The organism is Neobacillus mesonae (assembly GCF_023715155.1).
Classification (GTDB): Bacteria; Bacillota; Bacilli; order Bacillales; family Cytobacillaceae; genus Neobacillus; species Neobacillus mesonae_A.
The window spans coordinates 16,083-34,379 of record NZ_JAMBNQ010000046.1 but is presented as its reverse complement, the minus strand read 5'-3'; the positions used below and the strand labels follow the sequence as shown (position 1 = coordinate 34,379).

At 36.9% G+C, this 18,297-nt stretch carries 20 protein-coding genes; 16 read left to right on the top strand and 4 right to left on the bottom strand.

What is annotated here, in order from left to right; all coding sequences use genetic code 11:
* Positions 1-451 precede the first annotated feature (451 nt).
* From rfbF to M3183_RS23610, 9 genes are all read left to right on the top strand, one after another.
* Positions 452-1,225: a glucose-1-phosphate cytidylyltransferase gene (gene rfbF / locus M3183_RS23650; RefSeq protein WP_251473653.1), complete on the top strand. Its 774-nt coding sequence runs from the start codon at positions 452-454 to the stop codon at positions 1,223-1,225.
* Entirely contained in the window at positions 1,203-2,336 is a 1,134-nt protein-coding gene (rfbG, locus tag M3183_RS23645) for a CDP-glucose 4,6-dehydratase (protein WP_396953758.1), read from the top strand. The genes rfbF and rfbG overlap by 23 nt, the downstream gene beginning before the upstream one ends.
* Entirely contained in the window at positions 2,326-2,895 is a 570-nt protein-coding gene (gene rfbC, locus M3183_RS23640; protein WP_251473652.1) for a dTDP-4-dehydrorhamnose 3,5-epimerase, read from the top strand. Before rfbG ends, rfbC begins: the two co-directional genes overlap by 11 nt.
* 17 nt (positions 2,896-2,912) lie before the next feature.
* Entirely contained in the window at positions 2,913-4,046 is a 1,134-nt protein-coding gene (locus tag M3183_RS23635; protein WP_251473650.1) for a DegT/DnrJ/EryC1/StrS family aminotransferase, read from the top strand.
* A gap of 295 nt (positions 4,047-4,341) precedes the next feature.
* A complete protein-coding gene (locus M3183_RS23630) occupies positions 4,342-4,992 on the top strand; it encodes a GNAT family N-acetyltransferase (RefSeq protein ID WP_251473647.1) in 651 nt (216 codons plus the stop codon).
* Positions 4,993-5,084: 92 nt separating this feature from the next.
* Positions 5,085-6,167: a glycosyltransferase family 2 protein gene (locus M3183_RS23625; RefSeq protein ID WP_251473645.1), complete on the top strand. Its 1,083-nt coding sequence runs from the start codon at positions 5,085-5,087 to the stop codon at positions 6,165-6,167.
* 155 nt (positions 6,168-6,322) lie between these two features.
* Positions 6,323-7,090 carry a glycosyltransferase family 2 protein gene (locus M3183_RS23620; protein ID WP_251473643.1) on the top strand — a complete coding sequence of 256 codons (768 nt, stop codon included), beginning with the start codon at positions 6,323-6,325 and terminating at the stop codon, positions 7,088-7,090.
* The gene (locus tag M3183_RS23615) at positions 7,087-8,019 is read left to right on the top strand and encodes a glycosyltransferase family 2 protein (protein WP_251473641.1); all 933 of its coding nucleotides are present in this window, start codon (positions 7,087-7,089) and stop codon (positions 8,017-8,019) included. The genes M3183_RS23620 and M3183_RS23615 overlap by 4 nt, the downstream gene beginning before the upstream one ends.
* 24 nt (positions 8,020-8,043) lie before the next feature.
* Positions 8,044-8,949 carry a glycosyltransferase gene (locus M3183_RS23610; protein WP_251473638.1) on the top strand — a complete coding sequence of 302 codons (906 nt, stop codon included), beginning with the start codon at positions 8,044-8,046 and terminating at the stop codon, positions 8,947-8,949.
* 99 nt (positions 8,950-9,048) lie between these two features.
* Here M3183_RS23610 and M3183_RS23605 read toward each other — a convergent pair whose 3' ends face one another.
* Genes M3183_RS23605 through M3183_RS23590 form a run of 4 tightly spaced genes read right to left on the bottom strand, consistent with a single transcriptional unit; the run spans position 9,049 to position 12,039 of the window.
* Positions 9,049-9,504 (bottom strand): dTDP-4-dehydrorhamnose 3,5-epimerase family protein, encoded by a 456-nt coding sequence (locus M3183_RS23605; RefSeq protein WP_251473634.1) that lies wholly within the window; start codon positions 9,502-9,504, stop codon positions 9,049-9,051.
* On the bottom strand, positions 9,497-10,345 hold the full coding sequence (rfbD, locus tag M3183_RS23600) for a dTDP-4-dehydrorhamnose reductase (RefSeq protein ID WP_251473630.1): 849 nt from the start codon (positions 10,343-10,345) through the stop codon (positions 9,497-9,499). The genes M3183_RS23605 and rfbD overlap by 8 nt, the downstream gene beginning before the upstream one ends.
* Positions 10,346-10,349: 4 nt before the next feature.
* A complete protein-coding gene (gene rfbB / locus M3183_RS23595) occupies positions 10,350-11,300 on the bottom strand; it encodes a dTDP-glucose 4,6-dehydratase (protein WP_251473627.1) in 951 nt (316 codons plus the stop codon).
* Position 11,301: 1 nt separating this feature from the next.
* Positions 11,302-12,039, bottom strand: coding sequence for a sugar phosphate nucleotidyltransferase (locus M3183_RS23590; RefSeq protein ID WP_251473625.1), 738 nt, complete (start codon positions 12,037-12,039; stop codon positions 11,302-11,304).
* Positions 12,040-12,764: 725 nt separating this feature from the next.
* Between M3183_RS23590 and M3183_RS23585 the strand changes: the two genes are divergently transcribed.
* The 7 genes from M3183_RS23585 (at position 12,765) to M3183_RS23555 (ending at position 18,292) form a co-directional block, all read left to right on the top strand.
* Positions 12,765-13,988, top strand: coding sequence for an ATP-grasp domain-containing protein (locus M3183_RS23585; RefSeq protein ID WP_251473623.1), 1,224 nt, complete (start codon positions 12,765-12,767; stop codon positions 13,986-13,988).
* Positions 13,989-14,000: 12 nt separating this feature from the next.
* Positions 14,001-15,014: a YheC/YheD family endospore coat-associated protein gene (locus M3183_RS23580; protein WP_251473621.1), complete on the top strand. Its 1,014-nt coding sequence runs from the start codon at positions 14,001-14,003 to the stop codon at positions 15,012-15,014.
* Positions 15,015-15,114: 100 nt separating this feature from the next.
* Positions 15,115-15,870, top strand: coding sequence for an NRDE family protein (locus M3183_RS23575; RefSeq protein WP_251473619.1), 756 nt, complete (start codon positions 15,115-15,117; stop codon positions 15,868-15,870).
* 105 nt (positions 15,871-15,975) lie between these two features.
* On the top strand, positions 15,976-16,551 hold the full coding sequence (locus tag M3183_RS23570; protein ID WP_251473617.1) for a LemA family protein: 576 nt from the start codon (positions 15,976-15,978) through the stop codon (positions 16,549-16,551).
* On the top strand, positions 16,551-17,312 hold the full coding sequence (locus M3183_RS23565; protein ID WP_251473616.1) for a TPM domain-containing protein: 762 nt from the start codon (positions 16,551-16,553) through the stop codon (positions 17,310-17,312). The genes M3183_RS23570 and M3183_RS23565 overlap by 1 nt, the downstream gene beginning before the upstream one ends.
* A 195-nt stretch (positions 17,313-17,507) precedes the next feature.
* Positions 17,508-17,666: a hypothetical protein gene (locus tag M3183_RS23560; protein WP_251473614.1), complete on the top strand. Its 159-nt coding sequence runs from the start codon at positions 17,508-17,510 to the stop codon at positions 17,664-17,666.
* 20 nt (positions 17,667-17,686) lie between these two features.
* Positions 17,687-18,292, top strand: coding sequence for a YhfC family intramembrane metalloprotease (locus M3183_RS23555; RefSeq protein ID WP_251473610.1), 606 nt, complete (start codon positions 17,687-17,689; stop codon positions 18,290-18,292).
* Positions 18,293-18,297 lie beyond the last annotated feature (5 nt).

The window sequence follows — 18,297 nt, the reverse complement described above, 5'->3', positions numbered from 1 at the left end:
ATTGGAGTCCTCCTTGGTTAACTAAGTTAGGGGTCATCTCGCCACGATTTGACACCCCGTATCATACCAAGAGGGCTCCTTTTTGTTCAAGTCCCCGAAAATCCTTCTAACAGGAATGCTCCTTTTAGAAAAATAATGGACATACCCTCCATAATATCTGTTTTTTCCAATCGTTATAAATTTATATCTATGATTTTATTAGACTATTAGTCCATATAAATTAGGAATGGTATAGGAATTAGCTCAATTAGCTATTTAGGTAATGGTCAGTAGTTGATTATTTTAAAAAAGGGTTACAATATACAATTCATAACATAGAATAATTTAAGTATTGAGGAGCTTGTTTTATGAGGAAAAACCTTTTTAAATGGTCAAATATCTTATCCTTATATATCGTTCCTTAAATAACTTTTTGACATAATTATAGTTTAAAAGGAGGATTTAATAACGAATGAAGGTTGTTATATTGGCTGGGGGCTATGGAACACGGATAAGTGAAGAGTCTCATTTAAAACCGAAGCCTATGATTCACATAGGTGATAAGCCCATTCTCTGGCACATTATGAAAATCTATTCTCATTACGGCTACAATGATTTCGTAATATGTCTTGGCTATAAAGGACATGTAATCAAGGAGTACTTTTCCAATTATTACTTGTATGAATCTGATGTAACATTTGATTTCAAGAATCAAAATCAAGTTAACATTCATCGCAGGTCAGCCGAACCTTGGCGTGTAACATTAGTTGATACAGGAAAAGATTCATTGACTGGCGGAAGGGTAAAGAGAATTCAAAAATATATAGGGGATAATCCATTTATGCTGACCTATGGAGATGGTGTATCTGACATTAATATTCCACAATTAGTTAATTTCCATAAAAGCCATGGAAAAAAGGCAACTGTAACCGCGGTCCAGCCCTCTGGAAGATTTGGTGCAATGTCCATAGGTGAGGATGGTTTAGTCGTAGATTTTAAAGAAAAGCCAAAAGGAGATGGAGGGTGGATCAATGGGGGATTTTTTATCTTCCAACCTGAGGTTTTTGATTATTTGGAAGGAGATCACACCATTCTTGAGAATGATTTGCTTGGAAAACTTACAGATGAAGAACAGATTGTTTCATATAAACATAGGGGGTTTTGGTATGCAATGGATACCTTAAGGGATAAAAATCACCTGGAAGAATTGTGGAAGTCTAATAATGCTCCTTGGAAATTATGGTGATATTATGGTTGACCTGAATTTTTGGAAAAATAAAAAGGTTTTTATAACTGGCCATACTGGATTCAAGGGTTCATGGTTATGTTTATGGCTGCACTTAATGGGGACAAAGGTTACAGGCTATTCCTTAAAGCCTCCTACAAATCCTAATTTATTTGAATTATGTAAATTAGGTGAATTGATTCCATCGTATGAGGCAGATATAAGAAACAAAGAGGCATTAACTCAAGCTATATTTGATGCCGCACCTGACATTGTTATTCATATGGCAGCACAACCAATTGTTAGAACTTCTTATAAAAATCCAGTAGAGACTTTTGAAGTTAATATGATGGGAACAGTAAATGTTTTAGAGGCCGTAAGAACTGTTACAGGAAAAGGAAAACCAATAATAGCCGTACTCAATGTAACAACAGATAAGTGTTATCAAAACTTTGAATGGTCTTGGGGATACCGTGAAATGGATCGTTTAGGGGGACATGACCCATATTCGGCAAGCAAGGCATGTTCCGAGCTAATTACAGATTCCTATCGAAACGCTTTTTTTAACCCTGAAAAGTATGATATACACGGGGTTGCCCTGGCTTCCGCACGGGCAGGCAATGTTATAGGAGGAGGGGATTGGGCGGCCGACCGTTTAATTCCTGATTGCATTAAATCTGTTTTTAAGGAAGAAAAAATAAAGATTCGCTTTCCGAAATCCATACGCCCTTGGCAGCATGTACTAGAGCCATTACACGGCTATTTAATATTGCTTCAAAAATTGTTTAAAGATGGTCCTGAATTCAATGGAGCCTGGAATTTCGGCCCCAATGATCAAGATATTAAACCAGTTGAATGGGTTGTTCAGCAATTTTGCAAAAAATGGGGAGAAAGGGCAATCTATGAAATTGGGGAAGATAACCAACTAAGTCCGGTCGAAGCATGTCTATTGAAATTGGATTGTTCAAAGGCGAAGCAAAGGTTAGGGTGGTATCCTGTATGGGATTTGGATACAACAATCGATAAAATAGTTGAGTGGAACCGGACTTTTGAGCAAAAACATGATCCAAGGGAGATATGTATGAATCAAATTAAGGAATACATTGAGGACGTGAATAAAGATGGAAATTAAACCTCATTTTCTATCGGGGGTATATGAGATCACCTTAAGTCCTCACATGGATCATCGTGGTCATTTCATGCGAACTTTTGATGAGCATTTATTTAAACGGTATGGCATTAATAGAAATTGGGTGCAAGAAAATCAATCGTTATCAGTGAAAAAGAATACAATACGCGGACTTCATTTTCAGTTGCCTCCATATTCCGAAACCAAATTAATACGTGTTATAAAAGGAGCTATTTTTGATGTATTCGTTGACCTCCGGAAAGATTCGTCTACGTTTGGAAAATGGGGTTCTATTGAGTTATCTGAAAATAATTTCAAGATGATTTTCATTCCTAGAGGATTTGCTCATGGATTCTGTACATTAACAGATCATTGTGAAGTGGTATATAAAGTGGATAACTTTTATTCACCTAAACATGAGAGCGGGGTTCAATGGAATGATAATGATCTAAATATTGTTTGGCCTGTTTCAACCCCGATTATTTCAAAAAAAGATGGAAAACTCCCGTCTTTTAAAGACTTTTGTAAAAATTATGATGGGATTCATATAGATACTGAATAAGTTTGGAGGGATTTAAATTGAACATTCGCTTATTCAAACCTTGTATTGGCGAAGATGAGTTAAATTCGATTAAAGAGACTTTTGGTAGGGCATGGCTGGGGTTGGGTCCTAAGGTAAAAGAATTTGAACAAAAGTGGAGTCAGTATATTGGGTGTAATAATTCTGTGGGGGTCAATTCAGGTACAGCTGCTTTACATCTTGCCCTTTCATCATTTCGTTTTCCTGCTGGTAAGAAGGTTCTTGTGCCAGTTGTTACTTTTGCAGCAACGGCAATGGCTATCCTTTATAATAACCTTCAACCTGTATTTGTTGATATTGATGAAAATACATTGGGAATTAGTTTAAAAGACTTAGAGAAAAAGTATGATAAGGATTGTGTAGCAGTCATTCCTGTTCACTTTGGAGGTCATCCGGTAGCAATGGATCAATTAAATTCATGGGCAAAATCAAGAAACCTTAAAGTAATCGAGGATTCTGCTCATTCTGCTGGAGGAAAATATAAGGGGAAGGCGCTTGGAACATGGGGGGACATTGGTTGTTTTAGTTTCGAGGAAAAGAAATGTATGACTACTGGCGATGGAGGAATGATTTCCTCTGATGATGAGGAGTTACTTAAACCTTTGCGACATTCCCGTTGGGTAGGAATTAATAAAGATACTTGGCAGCGTGTAGAAGAAAACCGAAGTAGTTCTCATAAAGATGCTTACCATTGGTATTACGAAATATCAGATTTAGGTTACAAGTATAATATGAATGATTTAATGGCTTCTATTGGCCTAGTTCAGCTGGAGAAACTAGATAAAATGAATAAAAGAAGAGAAGAAATTCTTTCAGCCTACTTGAATGGCATTTTAAAGTGTGAAGAAGTAAGGGCAGGGATTCCGTATCATTTAGAAAACTCATCTTATTGGATGTTTATGCTAAGGGTTAAACAACGAGATAAATTTATTCTATATATGAAGGACAAAGGGGTTTCGACTGGGGTTCATTTTATGCCGCTAACACTGCATCCATTTTTTCAGCAATACAAATCAACTACCCCTATAGCTGATCAGTCGTGGAAGGAATTTGTCACGCTTCCGTTGTTTCCTGATTTGACGGAGGAAGAAGTAAATTATGTGATCCATTGTGTAAATGGCTTTAAACCATAATGGAATTTTGGAAGGGAATAAGAATTCTCCCTAAAATAGTATTTTAATTCTTTTAATCGTCCTCGATTATTTCGTAAGATTTTAAGAAATAATTAACATCAATTCTATCCAAGTATTGAGACACAAAGGGAAAAGGAGTATATGTGACGGAAACCTTAAATTTTTTAGAATTTATCCTTCTCAACTATCCAGCAAAATAGTTGGAATTCAGCTAAAAGGAACTTAGGAATAGATTTACCATGCCACAGATGCTGCGAAAAGGCTTTCTAAAAAAATTAGGGAGGGGACCGGGCTGATGGAAATAATAAAAAAAATGAAAGAGGCAAATGCGGAGGATATAACTACTTACTGCATCCCTATAGATTTCCAAGGGAAAAAATTAGGGAGATTACGTCCAATTACAGTTGATAGTTTAACTAATAATACGGAAATCGAAATGATAACTAAGTGGCGCCAAAATAATCAACAATTTTTTACAACACAATTTAATGTATCGGTAAAAGGTACAAAAAAATGGCTGGAAAACGCAATTTTACAATCTAATGGCAGGATTCTATTTATGGTTGAAAACGAAGAACAAATACCAATAGGTCATGTGGGTTTATGCGAAATTGATGATAAAAATAAGTATTGTCTTTTTGATAATATTCTTCGTGGTGACACGAATTATTTTAAAGGTGGAATGAAGCTTGCTTGCTCTAAACTTCTCGATTGGTGCTTTAGAGTATTGGACATGGAAACTATCTATCTGCAGGTACTTTCCGATAATAGCCGTGCCATAAATTTATACAAGGAGTTAGGTTTTCAAGAAATTCAGTTAATGCCTTTAATGAATCAAATTAAAGATGGTGTCACTATCTGGGTACCTGTCATTAATCAGCCTTATTACGAAGTAAAGAAATATTTGCTGACTATGCGATTATCTCGAAGTATTTATCCAAAATAGAGAGTCTATTGTTCTTATCCCGCTACTATTGATTATTTTAACCGTACTTTTTAGCATATAGAGTTATAACTTTTTGGAGGGGAGGAATGAAAATGTTTAAAGTAACCTGTATTCTTACAAGCTATAACAGGCCTGTTGGGGTTCAGGAAGCAATTGTAAGTGTTCAGGCACAAACATATCCTAATTGGGAACTCATTATTGTTGATGACAACTCTGATTCGCTGACTCAATCCATACTAAAGGATATTGTTAGCAAGGATCAAAGATGTAAGCTAATTCAAAGTGGTGTAAAGGAAGAAGATAGATTTAAAACTACACGATATGCTGCATGTATCAATATGGCCATTCCATATATAACAGGAGATTTAGTTACTTACCTAACGGATGATGATATTTATTATCCTCAAAGATTTGAAAAGATGGTAGAACTATTTAAAAATAATACCATTCATGTGGTTTATGGTAGACAAAAGGTTGTTACTTTAACGAATGGTGTTCCAACAAACTTTTATATACGACCATTGGTTGGTATTACACGCTCTCCTGAGAATTATGTTGATCATAATTCATTTATGCATAGGAGAAGTTGTCTGGATATTACTCAAGGGTGGGATGTTAATCCTGATTTATGGACGCATGGAGATATTGGTTTCTTCAGAAGACTAGTTCGGTACTGGGATTTTTATCCACTGGACTTTGTTACAGATGAGCATAGGCTCCATGAAAACGGGATTGGGTTACTAATGGCACGGGGAGAAAAGCCATGGAAAAAAGGTATGGACCCAAGATTCGCTTTAGCTTCGGAGTTGCATAATCTTGTCGATCGAATCGTAGAATCCCCATCTGATGTAATTGGATGGTTAGATGTTGTGAAAGTAGAGGAGACTCAGATTACAGTAAGCGGGTGGGCTAGAGATTTATTCACGGGTAAACCTGCTCAAGAAGTAGTAATTGTAAATCAAGGTAACAATATTTTAGCCTATGCTAAAGTTACACAACCGCGGGAGGATATTGCAGCTCATTTTAATAACCGGCGCATGTTACATTCGGGCTGGTCAGTTACTTTCAAAAGAAATTTGCTTCCAACAGGAGATCATTCGCTTTTAGCTTATGTTCTAAAAAGAAAAGATAGGAAGGCGATTCGGCTGTTAGGAGAGTTTAATTTAGTAAATTAAGAAGGATATTAAAAAGTTAATAATGCTGCGCAAAGGCTTAAATTCAAAAGGTTCTTAAGCATATTTCAAATGAAATATTGCATGCGGAAGACACAAACAAATTTCATATAAACCCATGCCCCAAAAGAGTAATTGAAAAAAAGAGGTGAAAGGCAGTGTTTCCAAAAGTTAGTATCTTAATCCCCACTTACAACCGTCCTGAACTATTTCACAAGGCCCTAAAAAGTGCTCTACATCAAACCTACCCGAATATTGAAATTATCGTTTGCGATAACAGTGACAATAATCTCACTGAATCGATTGTAAAATTATATAAAGGTAAGTTCCATCCAATTAAATATTTTCCAAACTATAAAAATCTTGGTCCGGTTAAAAATCAGCAAAAATGTCTTAAGCTATCCATAGGTGAATACATTAACTACTTAATGGATGACGATCTTTTGCATCCCGAAAAAATAGAGAAAATGATGCAATATTTCCAAAACTATGAAGATGTTGTTTTAGTTACTTCACACAAACAAACAATCGACAGAAATGGTCACATTTTCCACTCAAATGATATTTCTTATGCACCATTATTTCAAGAAGATACGATCCTAGATGGCTATACACTAGGGAACATGGTTCTAAGGGATAGAATTAATTATATTGGGGCACCGACAATGGTCTTATTTCGTAAACGTGATTTAGATGAACCATTTGGTGTGTTTGCAGGAAAACAAGCACAGAATAATGTCGATGTGGCAAGCTGGTTAAATTTATTAACAAAGGGAAAAGCAGTGTATATGGCAGAAGCTTTAAGTTATTTTAGGGTTCATGAAGCTCAATTAACACAACTTGGGAGCTGGAACGCTATAGCAAAGGGTACCCGAGATTGGATGAATGTTGTCTCTGACGGACCGAAAAGGGGCTATCTAATATGATTGGACAAAATTTGCCTCTCGTAAGTGTGCTGATCCCTACTTTTAATAGAGCTCACTATTTTCGTTTGGCATTAGAAAGTGTATTGCAACAAACATATCCAAATATTGAAATTGTTATAACAGATAATAGCACAAACGATGAGACATACAATCTTATTCAACCATACTTGCAAGCATATCCTTCCATTAAGTATTATCGTAATTCAGAAAATCTTGGGCCGGTTTTAAATTTTATTAAAGCCTATGAACTTTCAAGCGGCGATTATGTAAATTTCTTAATGGATGACGACTTGTTTCACCCAAATAAAATCGAAAAAATGATGCCATATTTTATAAATGATATAAATAAGGACATTTCACTTGTAACATCTCACCGCTCTTTTATTGACCACAATGGTACTTTACTACCTGATTCAATATATAATAAACAAAGATTTGACACTGTGGCAGTTCTTGATAAAACACAAGCCGGTGATCCTATCATTTCGGAGTTTAATTGGATTGGAGTACCAACTACTACATTATTTCGGCGTGAGGCGTTACCTGCGGAAGAGGTATATGGTACTTTTTCAGGAAGACTATATCGGTGTGGGGTAGATTGTGCGGCATGGTTAACCCTTCTACAAAAAGGAAAATTAGTTTATATACCAGAAATCTTGAGTTATTTAAGACTACATGATGGTGGAGCAGGCCAAAATAGAAATTCAACCATGTTTATGCATGCAGTTTTTGATTGGACGCATATGCTTTTTCATAGTAGAAAAAATGGATATTTACAAGATGAGTATGAATTTTCGAAGGCTATTAAACAAGTTAAAGATTATCTAGAGTTAGTGAAAAAATGGTATCCTTTTGAACCTTATAAGAAACAAGAAATTACCTGTTATCAACTTTTCTTAAAAACTCTTGAAAAAAATAGAGATATTTAACCCTGAAGAAAGGAAGTGAGACATTTGATCACAAGCCCTCCTCCTTTAGTAAGCATATTAATGCCGGTTTTTACAAATCCTTTTTATTTTCAGCTTGCCCTGAAAAGTGTTTTACTGCAAACGTACCCAAATTTGGAAATAGTTATTCGTGATAATACTATTACAAATGAGGTGCAGAGCTTAGTAGAAAAAGAGTTTCTTCCATATACCAATAAGATTATTTATATAAGAAATCAACAGCCGGTTCCTAGGTTGAAAGTTTATCAGCAGTTATTTAATGATGCAAAAGGGGACTTTATCAATTACTTGATGGAAGAAGACTTATTTTATCCCACAAAAATCCAAAGAATGATGGCTTATTATTTAAATGATGAACATGAAAATATTAAACTTGTAACATCATATCGACAGCCAATAGATGACAATGGAAATGTAATTTCAGATTTGATTTTCACAGCAAGACGCCATAATCAAGATACTGTTATCGACGGGGTTGCTCTCGGTGACTCTATGATTGCGGAATCAAATTGGATAGGAGAACCATCAACAGTATTGTTTAGAAAAGGAGATCTAATTGAACCATTCGGGCAATTTGGCGGATATGAGTTTGAATCGGCATATGATATGGGATCGTGGATGACATTGTTATCTCAGGGAAATGGAGTATATATTACAGATACTCTGAGTTTTGTCAGGATTTATCCACAAAGAAATGAGTGGAGAACAAGAATGGGACCAATAAAAGATTGGATGCATCTAATTTCATATTCCAGATCACTAGGATTTCTAAGCACTCCCTCCTTTCTTCACAAAAGTGTTGTGGATTTTCATCAATACATTGACTCAATTTTAGCGGATACCAGAAATCCCCCAAGTCCAGACGAAGTTGGTTATTTATTACAGTGCAAAAAATTGCTAGCAGGTAATTGAATAAGATGTAAAAAAACGGTAAAGAATAGAGCCTTTTTGCTTTGAATTAAGCTCTTATTCTTTACCTATTATAAGGGATTGTTAAACGATACTTTTCCATTACCTATATTTAGTGGTCCAGTCAAAGCCAATCATCGGATCGTTCCAAGGGATACGTTTCTCATCTGGCTGATTCGGATTATAAGATTTGGTGGTAAAATAGATAATTGCTGCTGGTTTTTCACCCAACACTCGATAGCCATGGGCAACTCCTTTCGGGATAACCAATACGATAGGATTTTCCTCCCCCATATAAAAAACATCTGTTTGGCCATTCGTTTTAGAATCCTCCCTTAAATCGTAGAGCACCACCTGTGCATTACCTATTGGAAAAAACCATACATCATCTTGTTTTTCATGGTAATGAAATGCCTTTATGACACCTGGGTAACTCATCGACATGGAGGCCTGACCAAAACGTGAAAGAAGGTTTTCGTCATCTCGTATAAGTTCCATAAAATACCCGCGATCATCACAATGCTTTATTAATTTTTTTATTTTAACTTCTTCAATCATTTGCTTGCTCCTTTCTAATAAAAGCTTTGAGAGCAGTTTCCCAATCGGGAGGTAAGGGAATGTTATGTGCCTTTATTTCCTCGTGGGCCAAACATGAAAATGATGGACGTTTGGCGAGAGATCCAAAATCCTCCGTACTACAAGCTTTAACTAATTCAGGATCACTTCCAGCCAGCTCATAAATTCTTTTTGCAAATTGATACCAACTGCATTCCCCCAAATTAGTCACATGGTAAATTCCGTGGGGTTTATCTAATAAGAAAGTCATGATCTTAACTAAATCTGCTGTATAGGTTGGTGAGCCAACCTGATCATTCACAACTTTTACCTGAGTATGACTTTTGGCAAATTGAAGCATAGTATTTACAAAGTTTCTCCCGTTATGTCCGTAAAGCCAAGAGGTCCGGATAATCGTGCTGGAAGGCAATATGTGTTGTACCAGCAATTCTCCAGTGTACTTACTTAACCCATACATAGAAATTGGATCAGGGGAGTCATCTTCCATATACGGTTTTTGTTTCTTTCCACTGAAAACATAGTCTGAACTAATATAGAACATTTTAGCTTCAATAGCTGAAGCGGCTTTCGCCACGTTGGCCGCCCCAAGTGCATTTACTTCCATTGCTTTTAATTTATTTATTTCACATTCATCAACAGCTGTGTAAGCAGCGGTATGAATAATTAAATCTGGACGCTCCTTTTGCATTAAAGAAATGACTTGGTTCAAATTTGTAATGTCCAGTTCTTCTTTCCCGTATCCAATCATATCGTAGCTGCTGCTAAATTGTTTGATGACCTCCTTGCCTAATTGTCCGTTTGCGCCGGTAACAAGAATTTTCACCTAATCATCCCCACTTATGTTTATACCAATTAATAGTTTTTTTGATTCCTTCATCAAATGTGACGGTCGGCCTCCATCCGAATTGAGTATGAATTTTTTCAAAATGAATGGAATAGCGCCGGTCATGACCCTTTCGATCAGTAACATGATGGATTAAATCCTTTGGTTTCCCAAGTAAATCTAAGATATGAAGTATCACTTCTTTATTTGTCTTTTCACATGCTCCCCCGATATTAAATACTTCACCTGGGGTTCCATGATCAAGAACTAGGTGAATTGCACTGCAATGATCTTCAACATATAGCCAGTCACGGATATTTTGTCCATCTCCATATAGAGGAATTTCCTTATTCTGTAAGGCGTGCGTGATGATTTTTGGAATGAATTTTTCAGGATGCTGATGTGGGCCATAATTGTTACTACAACGTGTAATCATAACCGGCAATTTATATGTTTGATAATAGGAGCGGACAAGTAAATCGGCCGAAGCTTTGCTTGCTGAGTATGGATTGTTTGGGGAAATAGATGACATTTCCGTAAAGGCTGGTTCGTCCTCGGCAAGAGAACCATAAACTTCATCGGTGGAAATTTGAATAAGCTTAGCTGCCTTTTCCTGTAATATGAAATGTAAGAGGTTCAACGTTCCAGTTACATTTGCCATTATAAATGGTTCAGCACTTACGATACTACGATCAACATGTGTTTCAGCAGCAAAGTTGATAATTGCTTCGTATTTACGATCGAATACGATTTTAAGCTGATCTTTGTCAGCGATATCAGCTTTAAAAAAACGATATCTTTTGTTTGTTAGAAAGTCTTTTGTATTTTGAATGTCTCCGGCATAAGTTAATTTATCAACATTTGTAATGTCATAGGCTGAATTTTTTAACATATATGAAATAAAGTTAGAGCCAATAAATCCTGCGCCGCCTGTAACTAAAATGTTTTTTTGCACTCTACTTCACCTCTGGATCTATGCTCTTTTTATAAAAATATTTATTTGCTTCAAATAAGGCATCGTGAGTACCCGCGTCCAGCCACCAGTCTTTCAGGATTTCATAGTGTAGTTCTTCATGATATATATATAGATTGTTTAAATCGGTAATTTCTAATTCTCCCCGGCTGGATGGCTTTAGTAAATCGATTAATTCAAATACGTGTTTATTATAGAAGTATATGCCTGTTACGCAATATTTTGACGGGGGATTTTCAGGCTTTTCGATAATTGCCTGAATAGACTGATTGGCTTCATCCAGTTCGGCTACTCCATATCTTTTTGGGTCTGCTACCTCTTTTAAAAGCACCATCGCTTTGTGTGAACCTTTTATAAATTCCTCAATATAGGGATGTAAATGATCGGAAAATAGGTTATCTCCTAATAAAACAATAAACTGGTTGTCAACAAAATCTCTTGCACAGTTAATAGCATTAGCTATACCACTGCCCTGATCTTCTTGAATTCTATAAGTTATGTTAACTCCTAATTCTTTCCCGGTTCCTAATAATTTAATAAAAGAAGCCAAATCTTCCTTATTGGTAACAATTAAAATTTCCGTTAACCCTGCTTTTTTTAATTTTATTAGCGGCCAATATATCATTGGATAAGAACCAACAGGAAGTAAATGCTTGTTGATAACTTTAGTTATCGGCCCTAAACGAGTACCATTTCCTCCAGCTAGGATAACTGCTTTCATGAGTACATTCCTTTCCAAAATATTGTTGTTATAAAATTATGTTACTTTTAGAAAGGTGGTTCCATTTTATGTGCTTTTTACAAATAAAATAGTAAATTGTACCTAAATATTTACAGGATGGGAACCAAACCATTGGTTTAATCCACTTAAACTTGGTATATTTTAGCACTGTGGGTAAAAGGACTTTTGGTAAATCGGGTAAATACCATATTTTTACCTTATGGAACAAACAGCTAAGACGTAATTATTAATTAATTACTATTAATCTTGCAGAGTTATTTCGTGGAGTGAATTAACCTTATGTAACAAAAGAAGACCAAGGTAGTTTAAGTAAGTGAAGATGCAAAAGAAGAGGAATTGAGAGCTAAATATCGATTAATAATATTCTTATTATAATGAAAATTCCCTGCTTGATGATAACAGAAATTGGAAATATTAAAAATCGAGAATGGTTCAATACTTTAAAATTTGACAGCCCATATTCCATAAATTGTTTACAAAGAATATATTGTCATGTCCATGATTTCTTATAGAGGTTGCATAGAGTTATCGATATCAACTTGCCTTAAAAGGTCATTAAAGAAAAAAACGCATCTCTTCTTATAATTACAAAAATTATGACCAGTGCACCCTTGCATTTCTTAAGTGTCAATCCTATTCCCGATAACATACGTTAGGATAGAGCATTTTTTCTTTAAATCTGTAAAGTAGGGATGAATGGCTTTATGCAAACCATCGTTTTTATAGGAAGTAATAAATCTGGAACGAGCAGGGAAGCCCTGACCACATCAACAGAAATGGGTTATTTTACAGTGCTGTTAACGAATCGGAAACGTTTTATCAGACAAAGAAGAGAATTTCCTGAGGTTCATAGAATGGTGTATGTCGAGAATTTATTAGACAAGGGAAAAGTTCTTTCCATTATTTCTGATTTGGTGCAGGAAAAAAGTGAGATAAAAGCGGTCATTAGTTTCATTGATCCATTTGTCGCCTTTGCTGCCAGCCTTTCGGAAGAACTGGGATTGGTTCAATTATCTATCGAGGCATTGGCGATCATGGAGGAAAAAACGCTTGTCCGGGAACATTTAAAAAATCTCCCGGTTTCCCCAAAACATGCAGTTTATCATTTTGATGAATCTATTGACGAGGTGATTAAGAAATTTAATGAATCTTTCCCACTTGTCTTAAAATCCCCTGTCTCCAATGGCTCAAAAGATGTATTGCCAGTTAAATCAATGGAGGGATTAAAAGAAGGTTTACATTATTTGAAGAAAAAGAATCCGAACCAAAAAGTGTTGATAGAGGAATATCTGGATGGGCCGCAATACTTAATTGAAGTAATGGTCGTAAAAGGAGAAATGTCTATTATTGCAGTCATTGAACAGGAAATATTAAATGGAACCCGCTTTATCATAACGGGGTATAGTTATCCGGCAATATTAAATTTAGAGGCGTATGTATCATTACACACTGCAGTATCCAGCATCATCCAGCAGCTTAACATGGTAAACGGTACATGCCATCTGGAAATGCGAAATATCAATGGTATATGGAAGTTGATTGAAATGAATCCGCGGATGTCCGGCGGTGCGATGAATCGAATCATTGAGGAAGGAACAGGGATGAACCTGGTCAAGGAAACCATCAAATTATTTTTAGGTATGGAACCTCATTTAGATAAAACGATTAAAAAATATGTTTATGCTAAATACCTTACGATTCAAAAAAAAGGAAAATTAATGAAGGTAACAGGTAAGAATCGAGCTTTAAAACATGAAGGCGTGAAAGTGGTATTTGTAAAGCCGCGGAAAGGGGCAATCTTGAGAAAACCTCAATCGCTGGGTGACCGCTATGCCTACGTCATTGCTGTTGCAGATAGTGCTGAAAAGGCAGAGGAAATTGCATCCAAAGCAGCGAATGAAATAAAATTTTATTTAGACCCTCTTTAAGGAAGTGATGTTATGGTGCTTATCGGTATGCTGCACCATCGAAAGCATCCTGATATGGTCAAGAAAGCCTATCCATTTGCGGCTGTTGCCAAAATGGAAGGAATTGATTTTATTTATTTTACCTTTAACGATATAGACTTTGAGGGAGAAATCGTGAACGGATGGATTTATGAAAAGGGAGAATGGGTCCAAACAGAAAAGAAAATTCCTAAAGTCATTATAAACAGCTGTAATCCGAAAAATGAAGAACATTCTTTAATTTTAAGGAGACTGAAAACGACAGCAGTCTTTACGAGTTTTTCGGTTGGAAACAAGTATAAAGTCTATAACAAGGTAAAAAAGGCTGAAACATTTGCTTCATATTTGATTCCTTCAAAAACCATTCAACATTCTAATGATCTCCTCTCCTTTTTAGAATCTCATCATGCTGCTGTCATGAAACCTGTTTCTGGAAACCGCGGGAGAAGAATCTTCTTTATAAAAAAAACAAATGAAGGATATCAGTGGACAGACGGGTCCATCACACATGTTTTTGATAAGAAGGAACTGACCGCTGCCATTTCACAGCCTCTTGAAGAACAAAGGTATCTGCTGCAGCCTTATATCGAATGTAAGACGAAATCTGGATTAACTTACGACTTTAGACTCCATGTTCAAAAAAATGGAAACGGCCAATGGGAAATCACCCTCATTTATCCGCGTATCAGCGGGAATACGAGGATGGTCAGCAATATTTCGAGCGGCGGCTACCGCGGGGAACTTATTCCTTTTCTCAAGGATGAATTCCAGCAGGACTACAGGAAAATGAAGAAAAATTTAGAGACATTCGCTTTATCATTTGCTGCTCATCTAGATACCCTCTATGAAAATCCGTTTGATGAGCTGGGGATTGATGTAGGGATTGATCATCAACAAAAGCTATGGCTGTTTGAGGTAAATTGGCGGCCGGGGGCAAAAAATCGGGAATTTCAAGTCGCTAAACGGCTTATTCCTTATTGCCGCTTTTTGGCGGAAATGAATGAATAATTCTATGAAATGGATAAAAACAGGGAGTTTAATCATAAGAGTTTACAGGATGTACTATGATAAAATAATGAATAAATCGACGAAAAAGGCTGTGAAATAAATGTGTTTAATCTTATTTGCGTATCATATACATCCTGTTTATAAGTTAATTGTGGCGGCAAACCGGGACGAATTTTATCAAAGGCCGACAGCTCCCGCTCACTTTTGGGAGGATCAGCCGGAAATCCTTGCCGGCCGGGATTTGGAAAAAATGGGCACGTGGATGGGAGTCACTAAGAAAGGCCGTTTTGCAGCCTTGACCAATTATCGTGATCCTAATGAAACAACTGTGGGGAAGCGTTCACGGGGTGAATTGGTGTCGGGAGCCCTTACATATAAAGGCGATGTACGGGATTATATGAAGACACTGGAGCAAAATAAAAGTCAGTATCCCGGCTATAACTTATTAACAGGTAATGCTGATGAGCTTTACTATTATTCTAATATCGGACAACAGCTGCAAAAGCTTGAGCCGGGAATATATGGTATCAGCAACCATTTATTAAATACAGAATGGCCTAAAGTACAAAAAGGGAAAGAAGGGCTTGGAGAAATTGTTCAGGAAAATCGGACAGAAATGATAGCAAGACTATTTAAGCTATTACAAAGTGCTGACCCTGCACCAGATGAACTTCTGCCAAATACCGGTGTTTCCTTGGAATGGGAAAGAATGCTTTCACCACTGTTTATTCAAAGCGAGGATTACGGAACAAGGAGTTCGACTGTGATGCTGTTGGCCGATCATGAAATCCAGTACTTGGAGCGGGTTCATTCAAGAGATGGAATGGAGGAACAGCATTTTAAGATTTTAGTGTAAAATGCAGATCTTAACGCAAAATCAAGGATTTAACATATCTATGTAAAAAAGGTAAGATATCTTGACGGTGATGTATACTATAGCTAAGAAAGGAGTGCGGATTATATGAAAAAAGGCTTATTAGGCATTATCATTGTAGTCGCTGTTATTGTTGTTTTGGGACTAAGCCTTAAGTCCAGTTATAATAATTTTGTCAATTTAGAGGAGAACGTAAACCAGGCGCATGCTCAAATAGAAAATCAGCTGCAGCGGAGAATGGATTTAATTCCAAATTTAGTCAGCACCGTAAAGGGCTATGCCTCACATGAAAAAGAAGTAATTACTTCCATTTCCGATGCGCGTGCAAGGATGGCTGGTGCTAAAACACCTGAAGAACAGGCAACTGCAAATGCTGAATTATCAAGTGCTTTAAGCCGTTTGCTGGTGGTGGTGGAAAATTATCCAAACTTAAAAGCAGACCAGCAATTTACCCAGCTCATGGATGAACTATCAGGGACGGAAAATCGTATTGCTGTAGCGCGGAAAGATTACAATGATCAAGTGGCCGAATACAATCGAAAGATAAAGAACTTCCCGGGAGTTTTAATTGCCAGAATGACCGGATTTACGGAAAAAGAATATTTCAAAGCTGACCCGAAAGCTCAAGAAGCTCCAAAGGTTGACTTTGGGGGCAATGGCTAATGAACATGAGAAAAATCTTCAGCCTTCTATTGGTGTGTTTTACCTTTTTCTTTAGTACAGGGAATGCACTTGCTGAGGATGTTCAAATACCAAAACCTGTCGGGGATATTTATGTTCAAGATTTTGCCGATATTCTAAGTGATACGGAAAAAGGTCAATTAAATAGCTTTGGAAGAAACATTGAGAATCAAACAACGGCACAGATTGCCGTCCTGACAGTCCCAACCATAGGTGATCGTACGATAGAAGAATATGCCAACGAGGCATTTCGAACCTACGGGCTTGGAAATAAAAAGGAGAACAATGGCGTCCTCCTGGTTTTAGCCATGAAAGAAAAGAAAATCAGGATTGAAGTCGGCTACGGGCTTGAAGGACGAATCCCTGATGGAAAAGCAGGCCGGATCCTTGATGAATATGCGCTGCCTGCTTTGAAAAACGGGCAGCCTAATCAGGCGATTTTAAATACCTATCAAGTATTGGCAAATGAAGTCCTTGATGAATATGGCATAAAAGGGGATGAACTTCAGCAGGGAGAGCAGTCACCGCAAACGGTGCAGAAACAGGATAACGGACTAGGGATTCCTTCCTGGCTTCTAATCATTATCATTTTTGTCGTCATTTTTCTGGACTTTAAGTTTTTTGGCGGTACACTTACCTATTTTCTGTTGTCCATTATCTCCCGAGGGGGAAGAGGCGGAGGCGGTCCCAGAGGCGGCGGAGGCGGCTCGTCCGGCGGCGGAGGTGCCGGACGGGGATGGTAAAACCGTTCGTGAAAGACATTTATAAATAATGCAAGGTTTGCCCTTTATCGAGAGATGAAAGGCATTTTTATGTGCAGGCAGGAAATATGTTTTTCATTACTTTAAAAAATGTAAAAAAATACAAAATAGTAATTGACAGGTAACCCCGATTGTATCAATATCATATTAATGCTGGAAATAATGGGGGAGTTTACCATGGTGAGTACTGCCACAATCATATCAATGTTTGTCCCGATTATCTTTTCATTTATTTTGTTTGCTGGTTTAATCTTGTTTTATAGGAGGAGAACCGGGATTGCTGTAAAGCCGCTGATTATTGGAAGTATCGGGTTTATCGTTTTTACACAGTATTAGAAAAAATATTGCATGCTGTTGTGATTTTAAGCTTCCCGAATTATGCGGATCACCCCTGGTGGTTTGGCTTGTATGGCGGATTGGCCGCTGGATTATTCGAAGAGTTTGGCAGATTTATATTATTTACATGGCTGCTTAAAAAATTCCATACCTATAAAGGCGGCATTTCCTTTGGTGTCGGCTGGGGAGGAATTGAAGCCGTCGTCTTAATGCTAATGATGTTTGTGCCAAATATTCTTTTTGCTTTTATGATAAATGCCGGCACTTTCGACAGCATGCTTGCCGCTCAACTGCCTAGCGACCAGCTGGCTTCCATGAAGGAAACTCTTCTTAACCAAGGGGCATCCTTTTATTTGTGGGCTGGTGTGGAACGATTCTTTGCTGTCTTTATCCAAATTGCTTTAAGTTTATTTGTACTCCTGGCAGTCATTAAAGGGAAAATTTCTTATGTCATCTATGCATTATTGATTCATGCAGCTATCGACTTTCCGCTTGTTTTCTTTCAAACAGGACACGTAACAAGCATATGGATGGTTGAATTATATGTCGCAGTCATTGGTATTTTCTCTTATTTATTTATAAAAAAATCCAAAAGTTGGATTCCTGAGGTAAATGAATCGTTTTAAGTTTA

Excerpts from the sequence above, each read along its gene's own strand:
- rfbG (WP_396953758.1), top strand. The coding sequence starts at position 1,203 with ATGCTCCTTGGAAATTATGGTGATATTATGGTTGACCTGAATTTTTGG.
- M3183_RS23565 (WP_251473616.1), top strand. The coding sequence starts at position 16,551 with ATGAACATGAGAAAAATCTTCAGCCTTCTATTGGTGTGTTTTACCTTT.
- M3183_RS23615 (WP_251473641.1), top strand. The coding sequence starts at position 7,087 with ATGATTGGACAAAATTTGCCTCTCGTAAGTGTGCTGATCCCTACTTTT.
- M3183_RS23590 (WP_251473625.1), bottom strand. The coding sequence starts at position 12,039 with ATGAAAGCAGTTATCCTAGCTGGAGGAAATGGTACTCGTTTAGGGCCG.
- M3183_RS23585 (WP_251473623.1), top strand. The coding sequence starts at position 12,765 with ATGCAAACCATCGTTTTTATAGGAAGTAATAAATCTGGAACGAGCAGG.
- M3183_RS23575 (WP_251473619.1), top strand. The coding sequence starts at position 15,115 with ATGTGTTTAATCTTATTTGCGTATCATATACATCCTGTTTATAAGTTA.
- M3183_RS23625 (WP_251473645.1), top strand. The coding sequence starts at position 5,085 with ATGTTTAAAGTAACCTGTATTCTTACAAGCTATAACAGGCCTGTTGGG.
- M3183_RS23605 (WP_251473634.1), bottom strand. The coding sequence starts at position 9,504 with ATGATTGAAGAAGTTAAAATAAAAAAATTAATAAAGCATTGTGATGAT.
- M3183_RS23580 (WP_251473621.1), top strand. The coding sequence starts at position 14,001 with ATGGTGCTTATCGGTATGCTGCACCATCGAAAGCATCCTGATATGGTC.
- rfbF (WP_251473653.1), top strand. The coding sequence starts at position 452 with ATGAAGGTTGTTATATTGGCTGGGGGCTATGGAACACGGATAAGTGAA.
- rfbC (WP_251473652.1), top strand. The coding sequence starts at position 2,326 with ATGGAAATTAAACCTCATTTTCTATCGGGGGTATATGAGATCACCTTA.
- M3183_RS23630 (WP_251473647.1), top strand. The coding sequence starts at position 4,342 with ATGGAAATAATAAAAAAAATGAAAGAGGCAAATGCGGAGGATATAACT.
- M3183_RS23560 (WP_251473614.1), top strand. The coding sequence starts at position 17,508 with ATGGTGAGTACTGCCACAATCATATCAATGTTTGTCCCGATTATCTTT.
- M3183_RS23570 (WP_251473617.1), top strand. The coding sequence starts at position 15,976 with ATGAAAAAAGGCTTATTAGGCATTATCATTGTAGTCGCTGTTATTGTT.